Origin of the sequence: Streptomyces sp. AJS327, from assembly GCF_013450295.1 — a bacterium.
Lineage (GTDB): Bacteria > Actinomycetota > Actinomycetes > Streptomycetales > Streptomycetaceae > Streptomyces.
Genome location: NZ_SKBR01000002.1, coordinates 1,878,819 through 1,895,943, shown reverse-complemented (window position 1 = coordinate 1,895,943; position 17,125 = coordinate 1,878,819). Strand labels below are relative to the sequence as shown.

The following is a 17,125-nucleotide window of genomic DNA, read 5'->3' as shown; positions in this document are numbered from 1 at the left end:
CCTCGGAGGTATCCATGAGAATGCTGATCAATGTGCCGGAGCGGGTCGTCGGGGACGCGCTGCGGGGGATGGCCGCCGCGCATCCGGAGCTGGCCGTCGACGTGGAGCAGCGGATCGTGCGGCGCGGTGACGCACCGGTCGCGGACAAGGTCGCCCTGGTCTCCGGGGGTGGTTCCGGTCACGAGCCCCTGCACGGCGGTTTCGTGGGGCCGGGGATGCTGGACGCCGCCTGTCCAGGCGAGATCTTCACCTCTCCGGTCCCGGACCAGATGGCGCGTGCCGCGGCGGCGGTGGACAGCGGCAACGGCGTGCTCTTCGTCGTGAAGAACTACACCGGCGACGTGCTCAACTTCGAGATGGCGGCGGAGCTCGCCGAGGACGAGGGCGTCCGGATCCGTACGGTCCTGGTGCAGGACGACGTGGCGATCGACGCGGACCCCGCCTCCGGGAGGCGCCGGGGCACCGGGGCGACCCTGTTCGTGGAGAAGCTGGCCGGGGCGCTCGCCGAGGAGGGCGCCGCACTGGATGAGGTGGAGGCGCTGGCTCGGCGGGTGGCGGACGCCTCCCGCAGCTTCGGGGTGGCGCTGAGCGCCGTGACCACCCCGGCCAAGGGCGGGCCCATGTTCGACCTGCCCGACGGTGAGCTGGAGCTGGGGATCGGGATCCACGGCGAACCCGGCCGGGAGCGCCGGCCGATGATGACCGCCCAGGAGATCGCGGACGCGGCGGTCGACGCCCTGCTGGAGGACCTGACCCCGGACGGCCCGGTGCTCGCGCTGGTCAACGGTATGGGGGCCACGCCGTTGATCGAGCTGTACGGCTTCTGCGCCGAGGTCCACCGCGTGCTGGGCGAACGCGGGGTGGCCGTCGCCCGTACGCTCGTCGGCAACTACGTGACGTCGCTGGACATGGCGGGCGCCTCGGTGACGCTGTGTCAGGCCGACGCGGAGCTGCTGCGACTCTGGGACGCACCGGTGCGCACCACGGGGCTGCGCTGGGGTGCGTGAGGGAACGCCCGGGCGGGCCACCGCCACGGGAGCCGTGGCCGGTCGGGCCCCGGATGACGAGCGGGGCCGGAGAGAGGGAGACGCGTGACCGACGAGGTGAGCGAGGCACCAACGGGCGGTGTCACGGAGGTGGACGCCGGTTTCGTCGTGCGGTGGCTGGAGGCCGCCGCCGTGGCCATAGACCGGGCGTCCGGCGAACTGACGGAGCTGGACTCGGCGATCGGCGACGGCGACCACGGCAGCAACATGCGGCGCGGTTTCGCCGCGGTCGGCGAGACGTTCCGTGGGGAGCCGCCGACGACGCCGGGGGCCGCGCTGACGGTCGCCGGGCGGCGGCTGGTGTCCACCGTGGGCGGGGCCTCCGGCCCCCTGTACGGGACGCTGTTGCGCCGGGCGGGCAAGGCGCTGGGCGAGGCGGAGCGGGTGAGCGGCGCCGAGTTCGGGGAGGCGCTGCGGGCTGGCACCGACGCGGTGGCCCAGCTCGGCGGGGCCGTCCGGGGTGACAAGACGATGCTGGACGCGCTGTACCCGGCGGTGGAGGTGCTGTGTTCCGGTGGTGCGGCGGGGCTGGACGTCGCGGCCGCGCACCGGGCCGCCGCGGAGGGCGCCGAGGCCACTGTTCCACTGCGGGCCCGCAAGGGGCGCGCCAGCTACCTGGGCGAACGCAGTGAGGGCCATCGGGATCCCGGCGCGGTCTCCTCCGCGCTGCTGGTCGGCGCGCTGGCGCTCGCCGCGGAGGGTGATGACGATGAGTGAGCCTGGGCCGGTCGGGATCGTTCTGGTCTCGCACAGCAGGCAGGTCGCGGACTCGGTGGCGCAGCTCGCCGCGGGGCTGGCCGGGACGGGCGGGTCGAGCATCGCCGGGGCGGGCGGGGCGCCGGACGGGGGGCTCGGCACCAGCGCCGAGCTGATCGCCACGGCGGCGCGCCGGGTGGACGGCGGCTCGGGGGTGGCGATCCTGGCCGACCTGGGCAGCGCGGTGCTCACGGTGAAGGCGATGCTGGCCGAGGGCGACGAGCTGCCCGAGCCGACGCGGCTGGTGGACGCGCCGCTGGTGGAGGGTGCGATCTCCGCCCTGGTGGCCGCCGCGGGGGGCGGCGATCTGGACGCGGTGGCGGCAGCGGCGGCCGAGGCGTACGACTACCGGAAGGTGTGAGCACCCCCCGGGGCACCGGGCGCTGGCCGCACGGTGCCCCGGCGGTCCGGGCGCGCGCCGCCCACCCGGACCGTGGCCTCAGCCCGGGTTCTCCGGGAGCGTCTGGGAGGCGAACCAGGCGGTCTCCGCTTCCCCGTCGACCGCGCGGGCGATGCGGGAGAGCGCGAAGTCGGTGAGGGGCGGCAGGTCGTCCAGCGGGAACCAGCCCACGTTCAGCGACTCCTCGTCGTTGACCCGGGCCTCGCCGCCGGTGGCCCGGCAGCGCAGGCAGACGTCCATGAACTGGCAGATGTCGCCGTTCGGGTAGACGACGGGGCGGCTCAGGGTCTCGACCAGCACGACGCGTTCGGGGAGGCAGTGCACCGCCGTCTCCTCGTAGACCTCGCGTACCGCGCAGTCGGCGGGCTGCTCCCCCGGTTCCACGATGCCGCCGATGATCGCCCACCGGCCGGTGTCGGCCCGCTGGCCGAGGAGTACCCGGTCCTCGCCGTCGAGCACGACCGCGCTGACGCCCGGCAGGAAGAGCAGCTGGTGTCCGGCGCTGGCCCGCAGCTCGCGGATGAAGTCGGGGGTACCCATGGGGTGACCCTACGTGTCCCCGGGACCTGACGGCACTCCGCCCGGAGCCGGTTCAGTCGCCCGCGTCGGCGACCCGGGGCAGCCAGCCGCGGATCGCCCGCACCGCGGAGGCGGCGTCGTCGACGGTGACCGTGAAGACCTTGCCGTCCGCCAGCCGCACCACGATGCCCTCGCCCTGGCGGACGACGATCGCGGTGCCCATGCCGGGGCGCCAGCGGTAGCCCCATCCACCCCAGTGCCGGGGGGTGACCACGGGCGTCATCTCGACGTCGACAACCTCGCGCAGCGGGATGCTGCGGCGGGGCAGCCCCAGGTGCCCGCAGCGCACCAGCAGGGACTCACCGTCGACGAGCACGCTGACCTTGACGAACGAGAGCGTGCCGAAGAGCGCGAGCAGGCCGGCGGCGACGCAGCCCACCACGGACATCACCAGGGGGGCGACGCCACCGGACCACGCCGCGCTGACGGCGAGGGCGATGCCGAGCGCCAGGCAGCCCACGCCGAGCATGGCCAGCGGCCACTGGAGGCGGTTACCGGCCCGTCCGTGCCAGACCTCCCGGGCGGGCGCTCCCGGGGGCAACGGGGCCGCTTCGTCACGGGCTTCGTCGCTCATACTCGCGACGGTACGCCGAACACGCGCGGTCGGCAGTGTGGGGCGGCAGGGCCACGGGCGCTGTGCGCGGAGCGTCAGACGGGGGTGCTGAGCGTGGTCAGCAGCCGCCCCTCGGGGTAGCTCAGGGCGGCGGGCGGCAGACTGCCCGGGCGACCTCCGAGCAGGACGGTCAGCCCCCCGGGCGCCCGCGTCTCCGCTTCGGGGACGGCGGCGACCCGGCGGAGGACCTGCGCGGCGACGGCCTCGGCGGAACCGTACAGCCGGGGTTCGGGGACGCCGGGACGGTGGAGGGCGGCGCTGACGCGTCCGGCGACGAGTTCGTAGTGGGTGCAGCCGAGCACGACCGACGCGACACCGGGTGGGGTGAGCGCGGCGGCGGCGGAGACGGCGGCGTCGATCCGGTCCTGGTCGGCACTCTCGATGGCGTCGGCGAGCCCGTGGCAGGGCACCGGGGTGACCTGGGCGCCGTTGCCGAACTCCGTGATCAGCCGACGCTGGTAGGGGCTGCCGGTGGTGGCCGGGGTGGCCCAGATGGCGACCGGGCCGCCGCCCGCCGAGGCGGGCTTGACTGCGGGGACGGTGCCGATGACCGGGAGAGCGGGTTCCAGTTCGGTGCGCAGCACGTCCAGCGCGTACACCGAGGCGGTGTTGCAGGCCACGACGAGGGCGTCCGGGCGGTGCCGGGCGGCCGCCCGCGCGCAGCCCAGGGCGAGCTGGACGATCTCGCCGGTGGAGCGGGGTCCCCAGGGCATGCTGCCGGGGTCGGAGGAGAGCACGAGCCGCGCGTCCGGGCGGGCGCGGCGCACCGCCGCGGCGGCTGCCAGCAGGCCGATCCCGGAGTCGATGAGCGCGATGTTCACGGAGGGCAACTGTAGTCGATCGGGGAATGGCGCCCTCCGGCCGCCGCCAGCCCGCGGATGGGCGGGCCCGGCGGGCGGCCGTGGGCAGGTGCCCTCGCGGCGGGCGGGGCCGCGCGGGCGCGGAGCGTCAGCGGTGCTCGCGGGCGGGGGTCACTTGCGTCCCGGCGTCCACTGCATTCCCCAGCCGTAGGCGGCGTCGACGGTGCGCTGCGGGCTGACGCCGCGGTCGCAGACGAGGAACCGCGACTCGCGCTGCACGACCAGTTCGCCACCCTGGTTGGTGATCAGCGCGAGCGCGCAGACGGTGGAGGGGACGGTGCACTCGTCGAGGGAGAACTCGATGGGCGCGCCGTGCTGGGGTTGCAGGGTGACGGTGGCGTCCAGGCCGGAGAAGCTGCGCGCGCCCTGGTAGATGGTGACGAAGATGAGCACGCGCCGCAGCTGGGCCGACTGGTCCAGGTTGACGGTCATGTTCTCGCCGGAGTCGCGGGCGCCCGTGCGGTCGTCGCCGTCGAGGTGGATCCAGGGCGGGCCGTTCAGCGAGCCGAAGGCGTTGCCGAGCGCCTGCACGACGCCCTTGCGGCCGTCGGCCAGCTCGAAGAGCGCGCAGAGGTCCAGGTCGAGGTCGGAGTGGAGCGCCATGGCCTTGCCGAGTTTCCGGCCCCATCCGGAGAACTGCTTGTGCACCTGCCAGTTGAGGTTGATCCGCATGGCGCCCGAGGTGCCGCCCTGTTTGGTGAGGGAGACGGAGGGCGTCTCCTTGGTGAGCGTCACCTTCGTCAGGCGTACCGGCGCGGCGGCGGGCTGCGGGGCGGGCGCGGCCGGGGGCGGTGGGGCCGCCACGGGGGCGGCCGGAGCGGGTGCCGGGGTCTGGGGCGGGGTCGCGGGCGCCGGTGCCGGTTCGTCGACGGAGATACCGAAGTCCTCCGCGAGTCCGGCCAGTCCGCTGCCGTAGCCCTGGCCCACGGCGCGGAACTTCCAGGCGCCCTGGCGGCGGTACAGCTCGCCGAGCACGAACGCCGTCTCCACGGTGGCGTCCTCGCTCTCGTAGCGGGCGACCTCCGCGCCGGAGGCGGCGTCCAGCACGCGGACGTACAGGCCGGGCACCTGCCCGAACGAGCCGCCGTCCGCCGAGGCGGCGATGACCACCCGCTCGACGTCCTGCTCGACGCGGCCGAGTTCGACGGTGAGTTCGTCGGTGACGGTGGCGCCCTGGGGCTTCTTCCCGCTGTGCGAGACCGCGCCGGAGGCGTGCCGGGGCTGGTTGTAGAAGACGAAGTCGCTGTCCGACCTGACGCGTTCGGACGCCGTCAGCAGCAGGGCGGACGCGTCGACGTCGGGGACGCCCGTCCCACTCCGCCAGCCCAGCTCGACGCGGACCGTCTGGGCCTGGACAGGGCAGTTGGTTCCCTTGCGCATACTCATAGAACTCCCCCTCGGGCTCGTCGCGCGTGCGTCCACGCCCGCACCAACCTAGTCGAACCCCGTCGGCGCCGTGCGGGCGCCGGTGCCGGGCCGCCCGCCCGGACCGGGGCCGTCCGCGCCGCTCGCGGTGCGGACGGCGCGGAGTCGCGGACGGTCACGCCTCCGGTACGTCCCAGAGGGCGGTGTGGTGCGCCTCGACGACGCCGGTGAGCCGGGTGAGGGCCGCGTCCACGGGGAGGGGTCCGACGCGGCGGCCGTCGCGGAGGCGCAGCGCGAGGTGACCGGCCGCGGCCTCGCGGGCGCCGATGACCGCCTGGTAGGGCACCAGCCGGGCCCGCCGGACCCGGGCGCCCAGGCTTCCCCGCTCCGGTCCTGCCAGCTCGGCGCGGAGCCCGAGGCCGGTGGCGCGGCGCACGAGGGCCTCGGCGTCCGGCAGTTCGGCGTCGGAGACCGGGAGGACGGTCAGCTGGGTCGGGGCGAGCCAGGGCGGGAAGGCCCCGCCGTGCTGTTCGACGAGGTGTGCCACGGCGCGCTCCACGCTGCCGATGACGCTGCGGTGGATCATCACCGGGCGGTGGCGTGCCCCGTCGGGGCCGACGTAGCGCAGGTCGAACCGGTCGGGCTGGTGGAAGTCGACCTGCACGGTGGAGAGGGTGGACTCGCGTCCGGAGCCGTCGGCGATCTGCACGTCGATCTTCGGTCCGTAGAAGGCGGCTTCGCCCTCGACCGCCTCGTAGGGCACGCCGGAGCGGTCCAGGACCTCGGTGAGGACAGCGGTGGAGCGCCGCCACAGTTCCGGCCGGGCGACGTACTTCCCGCCGTCTCCGGGGAGGGACAGCCGGTAGCGCACGGGGACGAGGCCGAGCGCGCGGTGGGCGCGGCGGATGAGGGCGAGCGCGGCGGCGGCCTCGTCGGCGACCTGGGCGGGGGCGCAGAACAGGTGCGCGTCGTTCAGCTGGATGGCCCGGACCCGGGTCAGTCCGCCCAGCACGCCGGAGAGTTCGGCGCGGTACATGCCGCCCAACTCGGCCATGCGCAGCGGTAGTTCACGGTAGCTGCGGGAGCGCGCACGGTAGATCAGCGCGTGGTGGGGACAGAGGCTGGGGCGCAGCACCAGCTGTTCACCGCCGAGGTCGAGGGGCGGGAACATGTCCGCACGGTAGTGCGACCAGTGGCCGGAGATCTCGTACAGCTCCCGTCTGCCGAGCACCGGGGAGTAGACGTGCTGGTAACCGGAGCGGCGCTCCTCGGTGCGGACGTACTCCTCCAGGGTGTGCCGGAGGGTGGCGCCGTCGGGGAGCCAGTACGGCAGTCCCGCGCCGATCAGCGGGTCGGTGTCGAACAGCTCCAGTTCGCGGCCGAGTGAGCGGTGGTCACGCATGGGCTTCTCCCGTGGGTCACGGAGCGGTGACCGCAGGAGGAAGCCCCGGGGCACTCGCCCCGGGGCTTCGGACTCAGGTCAACGATCAGCGCGCCGGGACACTCTCCGGCGTCGTCGTCATCCTCGGGGCGCGCTGCATGGCGGGGACCGTAGCAGCCCCGGCCGGAGCGGCGCGCGGGGTTTTCGGCGCTCCGGCGCCCCGGGGGGGGACCGGACGCCGGGAGGGGTGGGAGCTGGCGGACGGGGAACGCGGGGGCGGCGGCGGGGTGTTGGGCGGTCGCGTGCCCGGCGCTGGCCCCACCGGCTGGACCGCGAAGGCGAACGGGACGCGGCTGCGCTGACGTTGGGGCGCCGACTCCCCGACCGTCCGTCTGCCAGCGGTCGTTGGCCCGGTACGCGGCGGACCTCCCGGCACCGGGCCGCCGGGCCCGGGTGGCCGCGGGCCGCGCGACGGGTTGGACGCGTGAGGGAGCGGTACGGCGCGGGGGTATCCAACCTGCCTTCCGTTCCCCTTCGTTGGCGGTCCGGTTCTCCGGGTTCTCGGGCGTGGGACCTCGGCCGCGTTCCCCGTACTCGCGTCGAATGGTGAAGTCCGTGGAAAGTCGGTGATCCCCGGGAACCGATCGGAATCCGCGCTCGTTGGTTTGCCGGGTAATGTGGGCGGCGCCGCCATCGGCGGGTCCCCGCGGAATGGCTGTTCCCCCCGCCGGGTCTCCGCCGTGCCTTTGGAGATCACCTCCAGCCGATCTCCAAAGCGGCCCGGGTAAGCGGGGGACGGCTCGGCGTACGGGCCGTGCGCGCCGCCCGGGGGGCGGCTCCGGAGGGGCCCGGGCGCGGGGTGGGGCGAGGAGCGGACGCGGATCGGCGGGAAGCCGGAACCGGGCCCGCGCGTCAGCATGTTGAGGCGAGAAGACACCGAAGCGGCCCCGGGTGAAACTGGGGCCGAAGTGCCGCGGGAGAGGTCTGGTCCCGCCGTGTATTTTGGGCTTAACTTATGGGCATGACCTCCCCCCGCAATACTTATGGCGGCGGCTATTACTCTGCTCCGCCGCAGCCGGACACCCCCATCTACGACATGCTTGTCGCGGAACGGGGCACCCCGCAGATCGCTCCCATTCGCGTTCCGTCCGCTTACGAGCCGCAGAGCGCGCTTCCGGCTCTTCCCTCGGGACAGGGCCCGCAGCCGCCCGCGCCGCCGTACGGCCACCAGGCGCCCGCTCAACTCCCGGCCGCTCCGCAGCCGTTGGCACCGGCGCCCGCGCCGCGCGTCCAACAGCCCGCGCAGCAGCAGCCGATGGGCCTACAGCAGGCGCCCGCTCCGTACCTTCCGCACCCCGCGCAGCAGCGGGGGCAGGCGGATCCGCGTCAGCAACCGCAGCAGCCCCACCCGTACCCCCAGCAGCAGCAACAGCCGCCCCCGCCGCAGCAGATGCGGCCGGTGGCACCACGGCCCGCGGCGCCGCGTCCGGCCCCGGGCGGGTACCAGGACCCCTACCAGCGTGGTCAGCAGTACCCGGGCCGGGGGTACTGACCCCGGTTCGGGAGCGAGTGCGCGGGAGGGACGGACGGCCGCCGTCCGGGGGACGGGGCGGGGTGGCAGGATGACCGCATGACACCACCGACGCTGGCGGGGCTGTATCTCTACCCGGTGAAGTCGCTTGCGGGGAGCGAGCGTGACGAGGCGGACATCGAGCTGTGGGGACCGCGGGGGGACCGCCGCTGGCTCGTGGCCACACCGGACGGGGACAAGGTCTCGCAGCGCGAGCAGCCACGGCTCGCGCTGGCCTCCGCCGAGACGCTGCCGGGGGGCGGTGTGCGGCTGAGCGCCCCGGGAATGCCGCCGCTGGAGGTCGCCGTGCCGGACGCACGGCACGGCACGGTGGAGGTGGAGGTCTGGCGCAGCACCGTCGAGACCGTCCCCGCCGGGGGCGCCGCGGACGACTGGCTCTCCGAGTTCCTGGGCGGGCCGGTGCGGCTGGTCCACCTCGACGCCCCGGAGTACCGGCGGCCGATCGACCCGGCGTACGGACTGCCCGGCGAGACGGTGTCGTTCGCGGACGGCTTCCCGCTGCTGCTGGTGTCCGTCTCCTCGCTGGACGCCCTCAACTCCCTTATCGCGCAGGGCGATCACCCGGACGAGGGTCCGCTGCCGATGAACCGCTTCCGCCCCAACCTGGTGGTGGAGGGGACCGCCCCGTGGGCGGAGGACGACTGGCGCCGGGTGCGGGTGGGCGAGGTGACCTTCCGGGTCGTCAAACCGTGCGGGCGCTGTGTGGTGACCACCACCGACCAGCGGACGGGCGAGCGGGGCAAGGAGCCCCTGCGCACCCTGACCCGCCACCGCCGCTTCGGTGACCAGCTGGTGTTCGGCCAGAACCTGATCCCGGAGGGGACGGGCAGGGTCCGCGCGGGCGATCCCTTCGAGGTGCTCGGCTGATTCGAGGTGCTCGGCTGAGGTGATGCTGCGGGGCGACCCGGTCGCCGGGCCGCCCCGCGGTCAGCCGTCCGGGGGGCCCGGCTGGTCCGGTGGGGGTTCCAGCAGCCGGGAGCGGATCAGGAAGCGCACGCCCTCCGGGGCCTCCAGCGAGAAGCCACTGCCCCGGCCGGGCACCACGTCGACGGTCAGGTGGGTGTGGCTCCAGAGGGCGTGCTGGCTGACCGACATCCAGAACGGCACGGGCTCGGGGACCTCCGGCACCTCCAGCTCGCCGAGGAGCACGTCGGAGGCGCCGGTGCGGAACTCCCCGCGCTGGTAGCACATCGGGCTGCTGCCGTCGCAACAGCCGCCGGACTGGTGGAACATCAGCGGTCCGTGCTGTTCCGTCAGCCGCCGGAGGAGGTCGGCGGCTGACGGGGTCAGGGCGACCCGCTCGGCCGGGCCGGTCATCAGAACAGTCCGAGCTGCTGCGGGGAGTAGCTCACCAGCAGGTTCTTCGTCTGCTGGTAGTGGTCGAGCATCATCCGGTGGTTCTCCCGGCCGATGCCGGACTGCTTGTAGCCGCCGAACGCGGCGTGCGCGGGGTAGGCGTGGTAGCAGTTGGTCCACACCCGCCCGGCCTGGATCGCGCGTCCGGCGCGGTAGGCGGTGGCGCCGTCACGCGTCCACACCCCGGCCCCGAGCCCGTAGAGCGTGTCGTTGGCGATGCTGATCGCCTCGTCGAAGTCCTCGAAGGGGGTGACGGAGACGACGGGGCCGAAGATCTCCTCCTGGAAGACCCGCATCCGGTTGGTGCCCTCCAGGATCGTCGGCTGGACGTAGTAGCCGCCCTCCAGTTCGCCGCCGAGCTCGGCGCGGCCCCCGCCGGTCAGGACCTTCGCTCCCTCCTGCCGGCCTATGTCCAGGTAGGAAAGGATCTTCTCCAGCTGGTCGTTGGACGCCTGGGCACCGACCATCGTCGCGGTGTCCAGCGGGTGACCCTGGACGATCCGCTCGGTGCGGGCCTGGGCCGCTGGGAGGAAGTCGCCGTAGTGGTCGCCCTGGATGAGTGCGCGCGAGGGGCAGGTGCAGACCTCGCCCTGGTTGAGCGCGAACAGGGCGAAGCCCTCCAGCGCCTTCTCGTGGAAGTCGTCCGCCGCGTCGGAGACGTCGTTGAAGAAGATGTTGGGGCTCTTGCCACCGAGTTCCAGGGTCACCGGCTTCAGGTTCTCCGAGGCGTACTGCATGATCAGCCGCCCGGTGGTGGTCTCGCCGGTGAAGGCGATCTTCGCCACCCGGGGGCTGCTCGCGAGCGGTTTGCCCGCCTCGGCGCCGAAGCCGTTGACGATGTTGACGACCCCCGGCGGCAGCAGGTCGCCGATGAGGCCCATCAGGAAGTGGATGGAGACCGGCGTCTGTTCGGCGGGCTTCAGCACCACGGCGTTGCCCGCGGCGAGCGCGGGCGCCAGCTTCCAGGTGGCCATCAGGATCGGGAAGTTCCAGGGGATGATCTGCGCGACGACGCCCAGCGGCTCGTGGAAGTGGTAGGCGACCGTGTCCGCGTCGATCTCGGAGATCGAGCCCTCCTGGGCGCGGATCGCCCCGGCGAAGTAGCGGAAGTGGTCGATGGCCAGCGGGATGTCGGCGGCCAGGGTTTCGCGGACCGGCTTGCCGTTCTCCCAGCTCTCCGCGACCGCCAGTGCCTCCAGGTGCTCCTCCATCCGGTCGGCGATCCGGTGCAGGATCAGCGCCCGCTCCGCCGCCGGGGTGCGCCCCCAGGGGCCGGCCGCCGCGTGCGCGGCGTCGATGGCGCGCTCCACGTCCTCCGCGGTGCCGCGGGCCACCTCGGTGAAGGGCTGGCCGGTGACGGGCGTGGGGTTCTCGAAGTAGCCGCCCCGCCGGGGCGCGACATACTCGCCGCCGATCCAGTGGTCGTAGCGCGACTGGTAGGTGAGCAGGGCGCCTTCGGTTCCGGGCGCGGCGTAACGGCTCATGCTGGTGCCTCCCCTGACGAGACCCGCCGCCGGGCGGCGGATGCGTGAGACGGTGCGTGCCAGCGGAGCCTAGGGGCGCGGACGTTGCGGATACGTTGCGGACCGGCGCACGCCGGGGGCCGGGGCCAGCCCGCCGGGGCGGCCCGGCGCCGGGCCGAGTCCGTAGGCGTGGCGCAGCTCCGTCACGCGGGCCGCGAGGGTGCCGCGCAGCGGGTCGGTCTCCGGGGATCTGACGAGCAGCGCCTCCCAGGCCGCCAGGTCGGACTCGCCCCACGGGGTGCGCACCCAGGTCTCCAGCGGAGCCCGGTCCCGCGCGCTGAGGACCGCGCGGCGCAGCCGGTCCTCCAGCGCCCCGCGCAGCCGCAGCACCCCCGGCGCCTCCGAACAGGGCAGCGGTGGGCCGCGGTAGACGGCGAGGGCGGCGGCGAGGTCGCCGGCGCGGAGCGCCTCGGTCAGCAGGTCACAGTCGAGCGTGAGCGGCTGGGCCAGCCGGTAGGGGCGGGAGAGCACCAGGGGGCCCAGCACCTGGCGCAACCGGGAGAGTTCGGCGCGCAGCGTCACCGGGTTCACCTCGCGCTCGCCGTACAGCTCCAGGGCGAGCCGCTCCCCCGTCAGTCCCTCGGGGTGGGTGGCGAGGAGCAGCAGGATCTCGCTCTGCCGCCGGGGCAGCCGCAGCGGCGGCGGGGCGTCCCGGTGCACCAGCGCCTCCTCCCGGCCGAGGACGGCGAGCGCGGGGCCGCGCGGGGCGCGCGGACGGGCCAGCTGGGCGAGGTGGGCCTCCGCGGCGCGGGCGGTGGCCTGCACGAGGGCGAGGCTCTGCGGAGAGGCGAGGTGGTCGCCGCCGGTGATGTCGATGGCGCCGATGACGCGGTGGGTGCGCGGGTCGTGCACCGGGGCGGCGGCGCAGGTCCACGGCTGGACGGGACGGCAGTAGTGCTCGGCGGCGAAGATCTGCACCGGGTGGTCGACGGCGAGCGCCGTGCCGGGCGCGTTGGTGCCGCTGAACGACTCGGACCAGCGGGCCCCGGGGACGAAGTTCATCCGCTCGGCCGCCCGCAGTACCCGGGGGTGGCCCTCGACCCAGAGGAGACGGCCCGCCGCGTCGCAGACGGAGAGCAGCTGGGCGCCGTCGTCCGCGATGGTGCCGAGGAGTTCGCGGATGAGCGGCATGACCGGGGCGAGGGGGTGTTCCGCGCGGCAGGCCGACAGCTCGTCCCCGCCGAGGACGACGTGGGCCAGTCCCTCGGGCTCCACCCGGGCGCCGGCGCAGCGCCGCCAGGACTCGGCGATCACCTCCCGCACGGGGGCGTGGACCGTGCCGTGGTCGAGGAACCGCTCGTGGGCGCGGCGCACTTCACCGGCCCGCGTGGCCGGATCGGCGCCCGCTTCGAGCGCCAGCCATGGATTCCGCACCCCGTCATCGTCGGGCAGACCGGGCGGGTGGGCAATGTCCCGGACGGAGTCCTCACCGGCCCCGCACGTGGGGAAGCCGCCCGTTCCGGCGCCGGGTGGCGGGCCGGAGCGGGCGGCGTTCCACCGGGTGCGTCAGATCTCCACGTCCTCCAGGACGCCGAGCGCGTCGGGCACCAGCACGGCCGCGGAGAAGTAGGTGCTGACCAGATAGGAGGTCAGCGCGCGGTCGTCGATGCCCATGAACCGGACGTTGAGCCCGGGTTCGACCTCGTCGGGGATACCGGTCTGGCGCAGGCCCACCACGCCCTGGTCCTCCTGCCCGACGCGCATCGCGAGCACGGAGCTGGTGTGGTCGGCGTTGATCGGGATCTTGTTGCAGGGCAGCAGCGGGATGCCGCGCCAGGCGCGTACCCGGGACCCCTCCACCTCGGTCGTCTCCGGGTAGATCCCCCGCTCGGTGCAGGCACGGCCGATCGCGGCGATGGTGCGCGGATGGGCCAGCAGGTACTGGGTCTTGCGCCGCCGGGAGATGAGGTCGTCGAGGTCGTCGGGGGTGGGCGGACCGGACCGGGTGTGGAGGCGCTGTCCGAGGTCGGCGTTGTGCAGGAGGCCGAACTCCCGATTGTTGACCATCTCGTGTTCCTGCCGCTCCCGCAGCGCCTCGACGGTCAGCCGCAGCTGCTCCTCCACCTGGTTCATCGGGTCGTTGTACAGATCGGCCACCCGCGAGTGCACCCGCAGCACCGTCTGCGCCACGCTCAACTCGTACTCCCGGGGGGAGAGTTCGTAGTCGACGAAGGTCCCGGGCAGCTCCGGCTCCCCCACGTGCCCCGACGCCAGGTCGATCTCGGCCTCCCCCCGCTTGTTCTGCCGGGGGACGGCGCGGGAGGTCAGCCCGTCCAGGTGCCCGCGGAGCGCCGGGGACTGGTCGGCCACGGCCCGGAAATCGGCGGCGGAGAGGGCGAGTACGGTCCCCCGGGTGACGGCGGTCAGGGTGTGGTCCCAGACTCCGGGATCGGAGGTGAGGAGCTGGTCCCCGGTGTGGTCCCCGTCGGCGAGCACCCCGGCGCTGCTGTCCTCGTCGTACTTGCCCGGGGCGCGTTTGTCGAACTTGCCGTGCGCGATCAGCAGCAGCTCCCCGACCTCCGCGCCGCGCGTGGTGAGGGTGTCCCCCGGGGTGACGTCCCGCTGGGTGAAGCGCCCGGCGAGCGCGTCCAGCGCGTCCTGGTCGGTGAGCCCGCGCAGCAGCGGGATCTCCCGGAGCTCCGCCGGGATGACACGGATCTCGGAGCCGGTGGAGACGAACTCGACCCGCCCGTCCCCCAGCGTGTGCGTCAGCCGCCGGTTCACGCGGAAGGTGCCGCCCGAGGTCTGCGCCCAGGGCAGGATCCGCAGCAGCCAGCGGGTGGAGATCCCCTGCATCTGCGGGGGCGTCTTGGTGGTGGTGGTCAGCTGCCGCGCGGCGGTGGTGGCGAGGCTGAGCGGGGTCGTACGGGGTTCGGTGGTCATCGGGCGCGAGCCTTCCTGGTGCGGGGCGGGGCGGTCGGGGCGGTCGGGGTGGGCCGGGCGGGCGGTGGAGTACGGACCCGCGGGGCCGTCAGTGCCCGACTTCCACGTCCTCCAGAATTCCGAGAGCGTCCGGAACCAGTACGGCGACGGAGTAGTAGGCGCTCACCAGATACGAGATGACGGCCTTGTCGTTGATTCCCATGAAACGCACGGAGAGGCCGGGCTGGTATTCGTCGGGAATTCCCGTCTGATGGAGCCCGACAACGCCCTGGGATTTCTCCCCGGTACGCAGGGCCAGCATGGAACTGCTGCCGTCGCGGGTCACCGGGATCTTGTTGCAGGGCAGGATGGGCACGCCGCGCCAGGCGGGCACCGCGTGCCCATTGATCTCGGTGGCGGCGGGGTACAGGCCACGGGCGCTGCACTCCCGGCCGAAGGCGGCGATCGCTTTGGGGTGCGCGAGGACGACGCTGGGTTCCTTCCAGACGGTGGCCAGCAGCTCGTCGAGGTCGTCGGGGGTGGGCGGACCGGACCGGGTGTGCACGCGGTGCTTCATGTCGGCGTTGTGCAGGAGGCCGAACTCCCGGTTGTTGACCATCTCGTGTTCCTGCCGCTCCCGCAGCGCCTCGATGGTCAGCCGCAGCTGCTCCTCCACCTGGTTCATCGGGTCGTTGTACAGATCGGCCACCCGCGAGTGCACCCGCAGCACCGTCTGCGCCACGCTCAGCTCGTACTCCCGGGGCGCCAGGTCGTAGTCGACGAAGGTCCCCGGCAGCTCCGGCTCCCCCACGTGCCCGGAAGCCAGGTCGATGGCGGTCTCGCCGTCCTCGGTGCGGTTGCCGGGGGTGGTGCTGGAGGCCGCCTCCAGATGGGCGCGGAGACCGCTGGACTCGGCCACCACCCGCTCGAACTCGGCGCGGGGCAGCGTGAGAACGGTGCCGCTGGTCAGCGCGGTGAGGGTGGTGTCCCAGTGGGTGCGCTCCCCGGTGAGCACCTCGTGTCCGGCGTAGTCGCCGTCGGCCAGCACGCCGATGACGGACTCCTCGTCATACCGGCCGCGGCCGGTCTCGCGCAGCTTGCCGTGTGCCACCAGGATCAGCTCCCCGGCCGCCGCGCCCGACTCGGCGATGACCTCGCCCGGGCCGAAGTCCCGCTGTGTACAGCGGTCGGCGAGGACCTCCAGCACCAGCCGGTCGTCGAAGCCGCGCAGCAGCGGGAGTTCGGACAGCTCCAGCGGGATCACCCGGACCTCGGAGCCGGTGGAGTGGAACTCGATCCGGCCGTCCCCGAGGGTGTGGCTCAGCCGCCGGTTCACGCGGAACGTTCCACCTGAGGTGCGCACCCAGGGAAGGACCTTGAGCAGCCAGCGGGAGGTGATCCCCTGCATCTGCGGCTGCGTCTTGGTGGTCGTGGTGAGATTGCGCGCCGCGCCCGTGGCAAGGCTGAGCTGACTCTGCCCGGGCCCGCTCTCGGATTGCCGCTCGGCCGCTGTCGTCATGGATACCGCCAATCACCGTGGATGTATGAATACGAATACGAAGGGGAATTCCGGTCGACCGCGCCAAGGAAGCTAGACCGGCGCCTGGATCACAAGCAATCGCTCGAAAGAGAGACCGGAACAGGGAATGGCGGAGGAACGAGCGGGGTAATCGGGGCGCCACCCCTCACTTTCGGTGAGCAGAAAGCGCGTACTTCTCACCGTGCGCAAGGTGTGCCACACGGGCGCACGAACCGGATCACGGTGGCACGGCGGAGGCGCACACCCGGCGGCCACCGATCTCCCCGCCTCCCCAGCCCCGGTCCACCCCGCGCCGTGGCCGGAACCCGTACTCGAACAGGAGGTCAGAGCCCGCGGCGGACCGCGAGTAGTTAAACTCCCGGCAGGGAATCACCGGGCACCGCCACGGTCCGAACACCGGCCGCTCCCAGGTGTCTTCACGCACGCCGCCGGTTCGGGAAGGAACGGCGCGCGGCATCCGGCGGCTCCCGTCGACGGGGCGAGTCCACCGGGTGCGGCACCGAGAGAGCCGCGCCCAGCGGGCGACGGGGACGAACGGGGCGAGGGGGCGGAAGTGGTGCGGGTTATCACGGGGCTCTGGCGCTGGCGCGGCAACCCGCTCTGCCGCGCCAGCGACCGGCACGAGGCGTGGCTCACCTGCTGCGCCGTGCTGCTGGTCGTGGTGGCGGCGCCGCTCGCTGGCTGGTTCGGCGCCGGCCAGGTCCGCTCGGCGCTCCTGGCCGACATGCGCGAACAGCGTCTGGAACGCCGGGTGGTGGCGGCCGTCGCCGAGCAGGTGACGCAGGAGTCCCCGGCCAAGCCCGAGGATCCACGGGACGCCGAGTCCGACTACGGCTCCCCTGACGGGCAGAAGCCCCGGCTTCGGGTCACCGCGAGCTGGCCGGTGCCGGACGGCACGCGCCGTTCGGGTACGGTGACTCTCCATCACGTCGTCCACCCCGGCGAGCGGTTCCGGATGTGGACGGACAGTCGTGGCCGTCCGGTGGGACGGCCGATGGAGGAGCGCAGCGCCACCTCGCACGCGGCTCTGGCCGGAGTGGCCATCACCGCGGCGATGGTCGCGACCGTCGAGGCGGGGCGGCGGCTGGCCGTGCGGAACCTGCTCCGCGGGCGGTACGCGCGGTGGGAAGCGGAGTGGCGGCGGATCGGACCGGACTGGGGACGCACCGGCAGCAGCAACTGACCTGCCCTCCAACGCGGTTCGTCCGCCGGGAAGGGGCTGACCGCCGCCGTCGGCCACGCCTCCCGGCGCA

At 73.7% G+C, this 17,125-nt stretch carries 16 protein-coding genes; 6 read left to right on the top strand and 10 right to left on the bottom strand.

Annotation, left to right across the window (positions count from 1 at the left end; genetic code table 11):
• The first annotated feature begins 14 nt into the window (after positions 1-14).
• The 3 genes from dhaK (at position 15) to E0L36_RS17365 (ending at position 2,163) form a co-directional block, all read left to right on the top strand.
• Positions 15-1,007, top strand: coding sequence for a dihydroxyacetone kinase subunit DhaK (gene dhaK / locus E0L36_RS17375; RefSeq protein WP_180929887.1), 993 nt, complete (start codon positions 15-17; stop codon positions 1,005-1,007).
• Positions 1,008-1,091: 84 nt separating this feature from the next.
• The gene (dhaL, locus tag E0L36_RS17370; protein WP_308416792.1) at positions 1,092-1,763 is read left to right on the top strand and encodes a dihydroxyacetone kinase subunit DhaL; all 672 of its coding nucleotides are present in this window, start codon (positions 1,092-1,094) and stop codon (positions 1,761-1,763) included.
• Positions 1,756-2,163, top strand: a complete 408-nt coding sequence (locus E0L36_RS17365; protein WP_180929886.1) for a PTS-dependent dihydroxyacetone kinase phosphotransferase subunit DhaM — start codon at positions 1,756-1,758, stop codon at positions 2,161-2,163. The genes dhaL and E0L36_RS17365 overlap by 8 nt, the downstream gene beginning before the upstream one ends.
• Before the next feature lie 78 nt (positions 2,164-2,241).
• On the opposite strand, the gene E0L36_RS17360 is transcribed toward E0L36_RS17365, so the two are convergent.
• The 5 genes from E0L36_RS17360 to thrS form a co-directional block, all read right to left on the bottom strand.
• Positions 2,242-2,742: an NUDIX domain-containing protein gene (locus E0L36_RS17360; protein ID WP_180929885.1), complete on the bottom strand. Its 501-nt coding sequence runs from the start codon at positions 2,740-2,742 to the stop codon at positions 2,242-2,244.
• Between the two features lie 52 nt (positions 2,743-2,794).
• Entirely contained in the window at positions 2,795-3,355 is a 561-nt protein-coding gene (locus E0L36_RS17355) for a hypothetical protein (RefSeq protein WP_180929884.1), read from the bottom strand.
• A 74-nt stretch (positions 3,356-3,429) separates the two neighbouring features.
• Positions 3,430-4,215: a glutamate racemase gene (locus E0L36_RS17350; RefSeq protein WP_180929883.1), complete on the bottom strand. Its 786-nt coding sequence runs from the start codon at positions 4,213-4,215 to the stop codon at positions 3,430-3,432.
• Positions 4,216-4,365: 150 nt separating this feature from the next.
• A complete protein-coding gene (locus E0L36_RS17345) occupies positions 4,366-5,634 on the bottom strand; it encodes a TerD family protein (protein WP_180930082.1) in 1,269 nt (422 codons plus the stop codon).
• 160 nt (positions 5,635-5,794) lie between these two features.
• Entirely contained in the window at positions 5,795-7,057 is a 1,263-nt protein-coding gene (thrS, locus tag E0L36_RS17340) for a threonine--tRNA ligase (protein ID WP_308416816.1), read from the bottom strand.
• Positions 7,058-8,021: 964 nt separating this feature from the next.
• Here thrS and E0L36_RS17335 point away from each other — a divergent pair.
• Together E0L36_RS17335 and E0L36_RS17330 are read left to right on the top strand one after the other, a co-directional pair.
• Complete coding sequence (locus tag E0L36_RS17335; protein ID WP_180929881.1) at positions 8,022-8,552, top strand: DUF6643 family protein; 531 nt, start codon at positions 8,022-8,024, stop codon at positions 8,550-8,552.
• A gap of 78 nt (positions 8,553-8,630) precedes the next feature.
• Positions 8,631-9,458 carry an MOSC domain-containing protein gene (locus tag E0L36_RS17330; RefSeq protein ID WP_180929880.1) on the top strand — a complete coding sequence of 276 codons (828 nt, stop codon included), beginning with the start codon at positions 8,631-8,633 and terminating at the stop codon, positions 9,456-9,458.
• 60 nt (positions 9,459-9,518) lie between these two features.
• On the opposite strand, the gene E0L36_RS17325 is transcribed toward E0L36_RS17330, so the two are convergent.
• The 5 genes from E0L36_RS17325 to E0L36_RS17305 form a co-directional block, all read right to left on the bottom strand.
• Complete coding sequence (locus E0L36_RS17325; protein ID WP_180929879.1) at positions 9,519-9,908, bottom strand: DUF779 domain-containing protein; 390 nt, start codon at positions 9,906-9,908, stop codon at positions 9,519-9,521.
• Positions 9,908-11,431, bottom strand: a complete 1,524-nt coding sequence (locus tag E0L36_RS17320; protein WP_180929878.1) for an aldehyde dehydrogenase family protein — start codon at positions 11,429-11,431, stop codon at positions 9,908-9,910. Before E0L36_RS17320 ends, E0L36_RS17325 begins: the two co-directional genes overlap by 1 nt.
• Positions 11,432-11,500: 69 nt before the next feature.
• Positions 11,501-12,844 (bottom strand): GAF domain-containing protein, encoded by a 1,344-nt coding sequence (locus E0L36_RS17315; RefSeq protein ID WP_180929877.1) that lies wholly within the window; start codon positions 12,842-12,844, stop codon positions 11,501-11,503.
• A gap of 132 nt (positions 12,845-12,976) precedes the next feature.
• Complete coding sequence (locus tag E0L36_RS17310; protein WP_180929876.1) at positions 12,977-14,353, bottom strand: family 2B encapsulin nanocompartment shell protein; 1,377 nt, start codon at positions 14,351-14,353, stop codon at positions 12,977-12,979.
• An 88-nt stretch (positions 14,354-14,441) separates the two neighbouring features.
• On the bottom strand, positions 14,442-15,851 hold the full coding sequence (locus E0L36_RS17305; protein WP_180929875.1) for a family 2B encapsulin nanocompartment shell protein: 1,410 nt from the start codon (positions 15,849-15,851) through the stop codon (positions 14,442-14,444).
• A 577-nt stretch (positions 15,852-16,428) separates the two neighbouring features.
• Between E0L36_RS17305 and E0L36_RS17300 the strand changes: the two genes are divergently transcribed.
• Positions 16,429-17,055 carry a hypothetical protein gene (locus E0L36_RS17300; protein WP_219636585.1) on the top strand — a complete coding sequence of 209 codons (627 nt, stop codon included), beginning with the start codon at positions 16,429-16,431 and terminating at the stop codon, positions 17,053-17,055.
• Positions 17,056-17,125 lie beyond the last annotated feature (70 nt).

What these genes read in the sequence shown, in the direction of transcription:
- E0L36_RS17345 (WP_180930082.1), bottom strand. Translation starts at nt 5,634, where the DNA reads ATGCGCAAGGGAACCAACTGCCCTGTCCAGGCCCAGACGGTCCGCGTC.
- E0L36_RS17365 (WP_180929886.1), top strand. Translation starts at nt 1,756, where the DNA reads ATGAGTGAGCCTGGGCCGGTCGGGATCGTTCTGGTCTCGCACAGCAGG.
- E0L36_RS17310 (WP_180929876.1), bottom strand. Translation starts at nt 14,353, where the DNA reads ATGACCACCGAACCCCGTACGACCCCGCTCAGCCTCGCCACCACCGCC.
- E0L36_RS17305 (WP_180929875.1), bottom strand. Translation starts at nt 15,851, where the DNA reads ATGACGACAGCGGCCGAGCGGCAATCCGAGAGCGGGCCCGGGCAGAGT.
- E0L36_RS17360 (WP_180929885.1), bottom strand. Translation starts at nt 2,742, where the DNA reads ATGGGTACCCCCGACTTCATCCGCGAGCTGCGGGCCAGCGCCGGACAC.
- dhaK (WP_180929887.1), top strand. Translation starts at nt 15, where the DNA reads ATGAGAATGCTGATCAATGTGCCGGAGCGGGTCGTCGGGGACGCGCTG.
- E0L36_RS17355 (WP_180929884.1), bottom strand. Translation starts at nt 3,355, where the DNA reads ATGAGCGACGAAGCCCGTGACGAAGCGGCCCCGTTGCCCCCGGGAGCG.
- E0L36_RS17320 (WP_180929878.1), bottom strand. Translation starts at nt 11,431, where the DNA reads ATGAGCCGTTACGCCGCGCCCGGAACCGAAGGCGCCCTGCTCACCTAC.
- E0L36_RS17330 (WP_180929880.1), top strand. Translation starts at nt 8,631, where the DNA reads ATGACACCACCGACGCTGGCGGGGCTGTATCTCTACCCGGTGAAGTCG.
- E0L36_RS17325 (WP_180929879.1), bottom strand. Translation starts at nt 9,908, where the DNA reads ATGACCGGCCCGGCCGAGCGGGTCGCCCTGACCCCGTCAGCCGCCGAC.
- E0L36_RS17335 (WP_180929881.1), top strand. Translation starts at nt 8,022, where the DNA reads ATGACCTCCCCCCGCAATACTTATGGCGGCGGCTATTACTCTGCTCCG.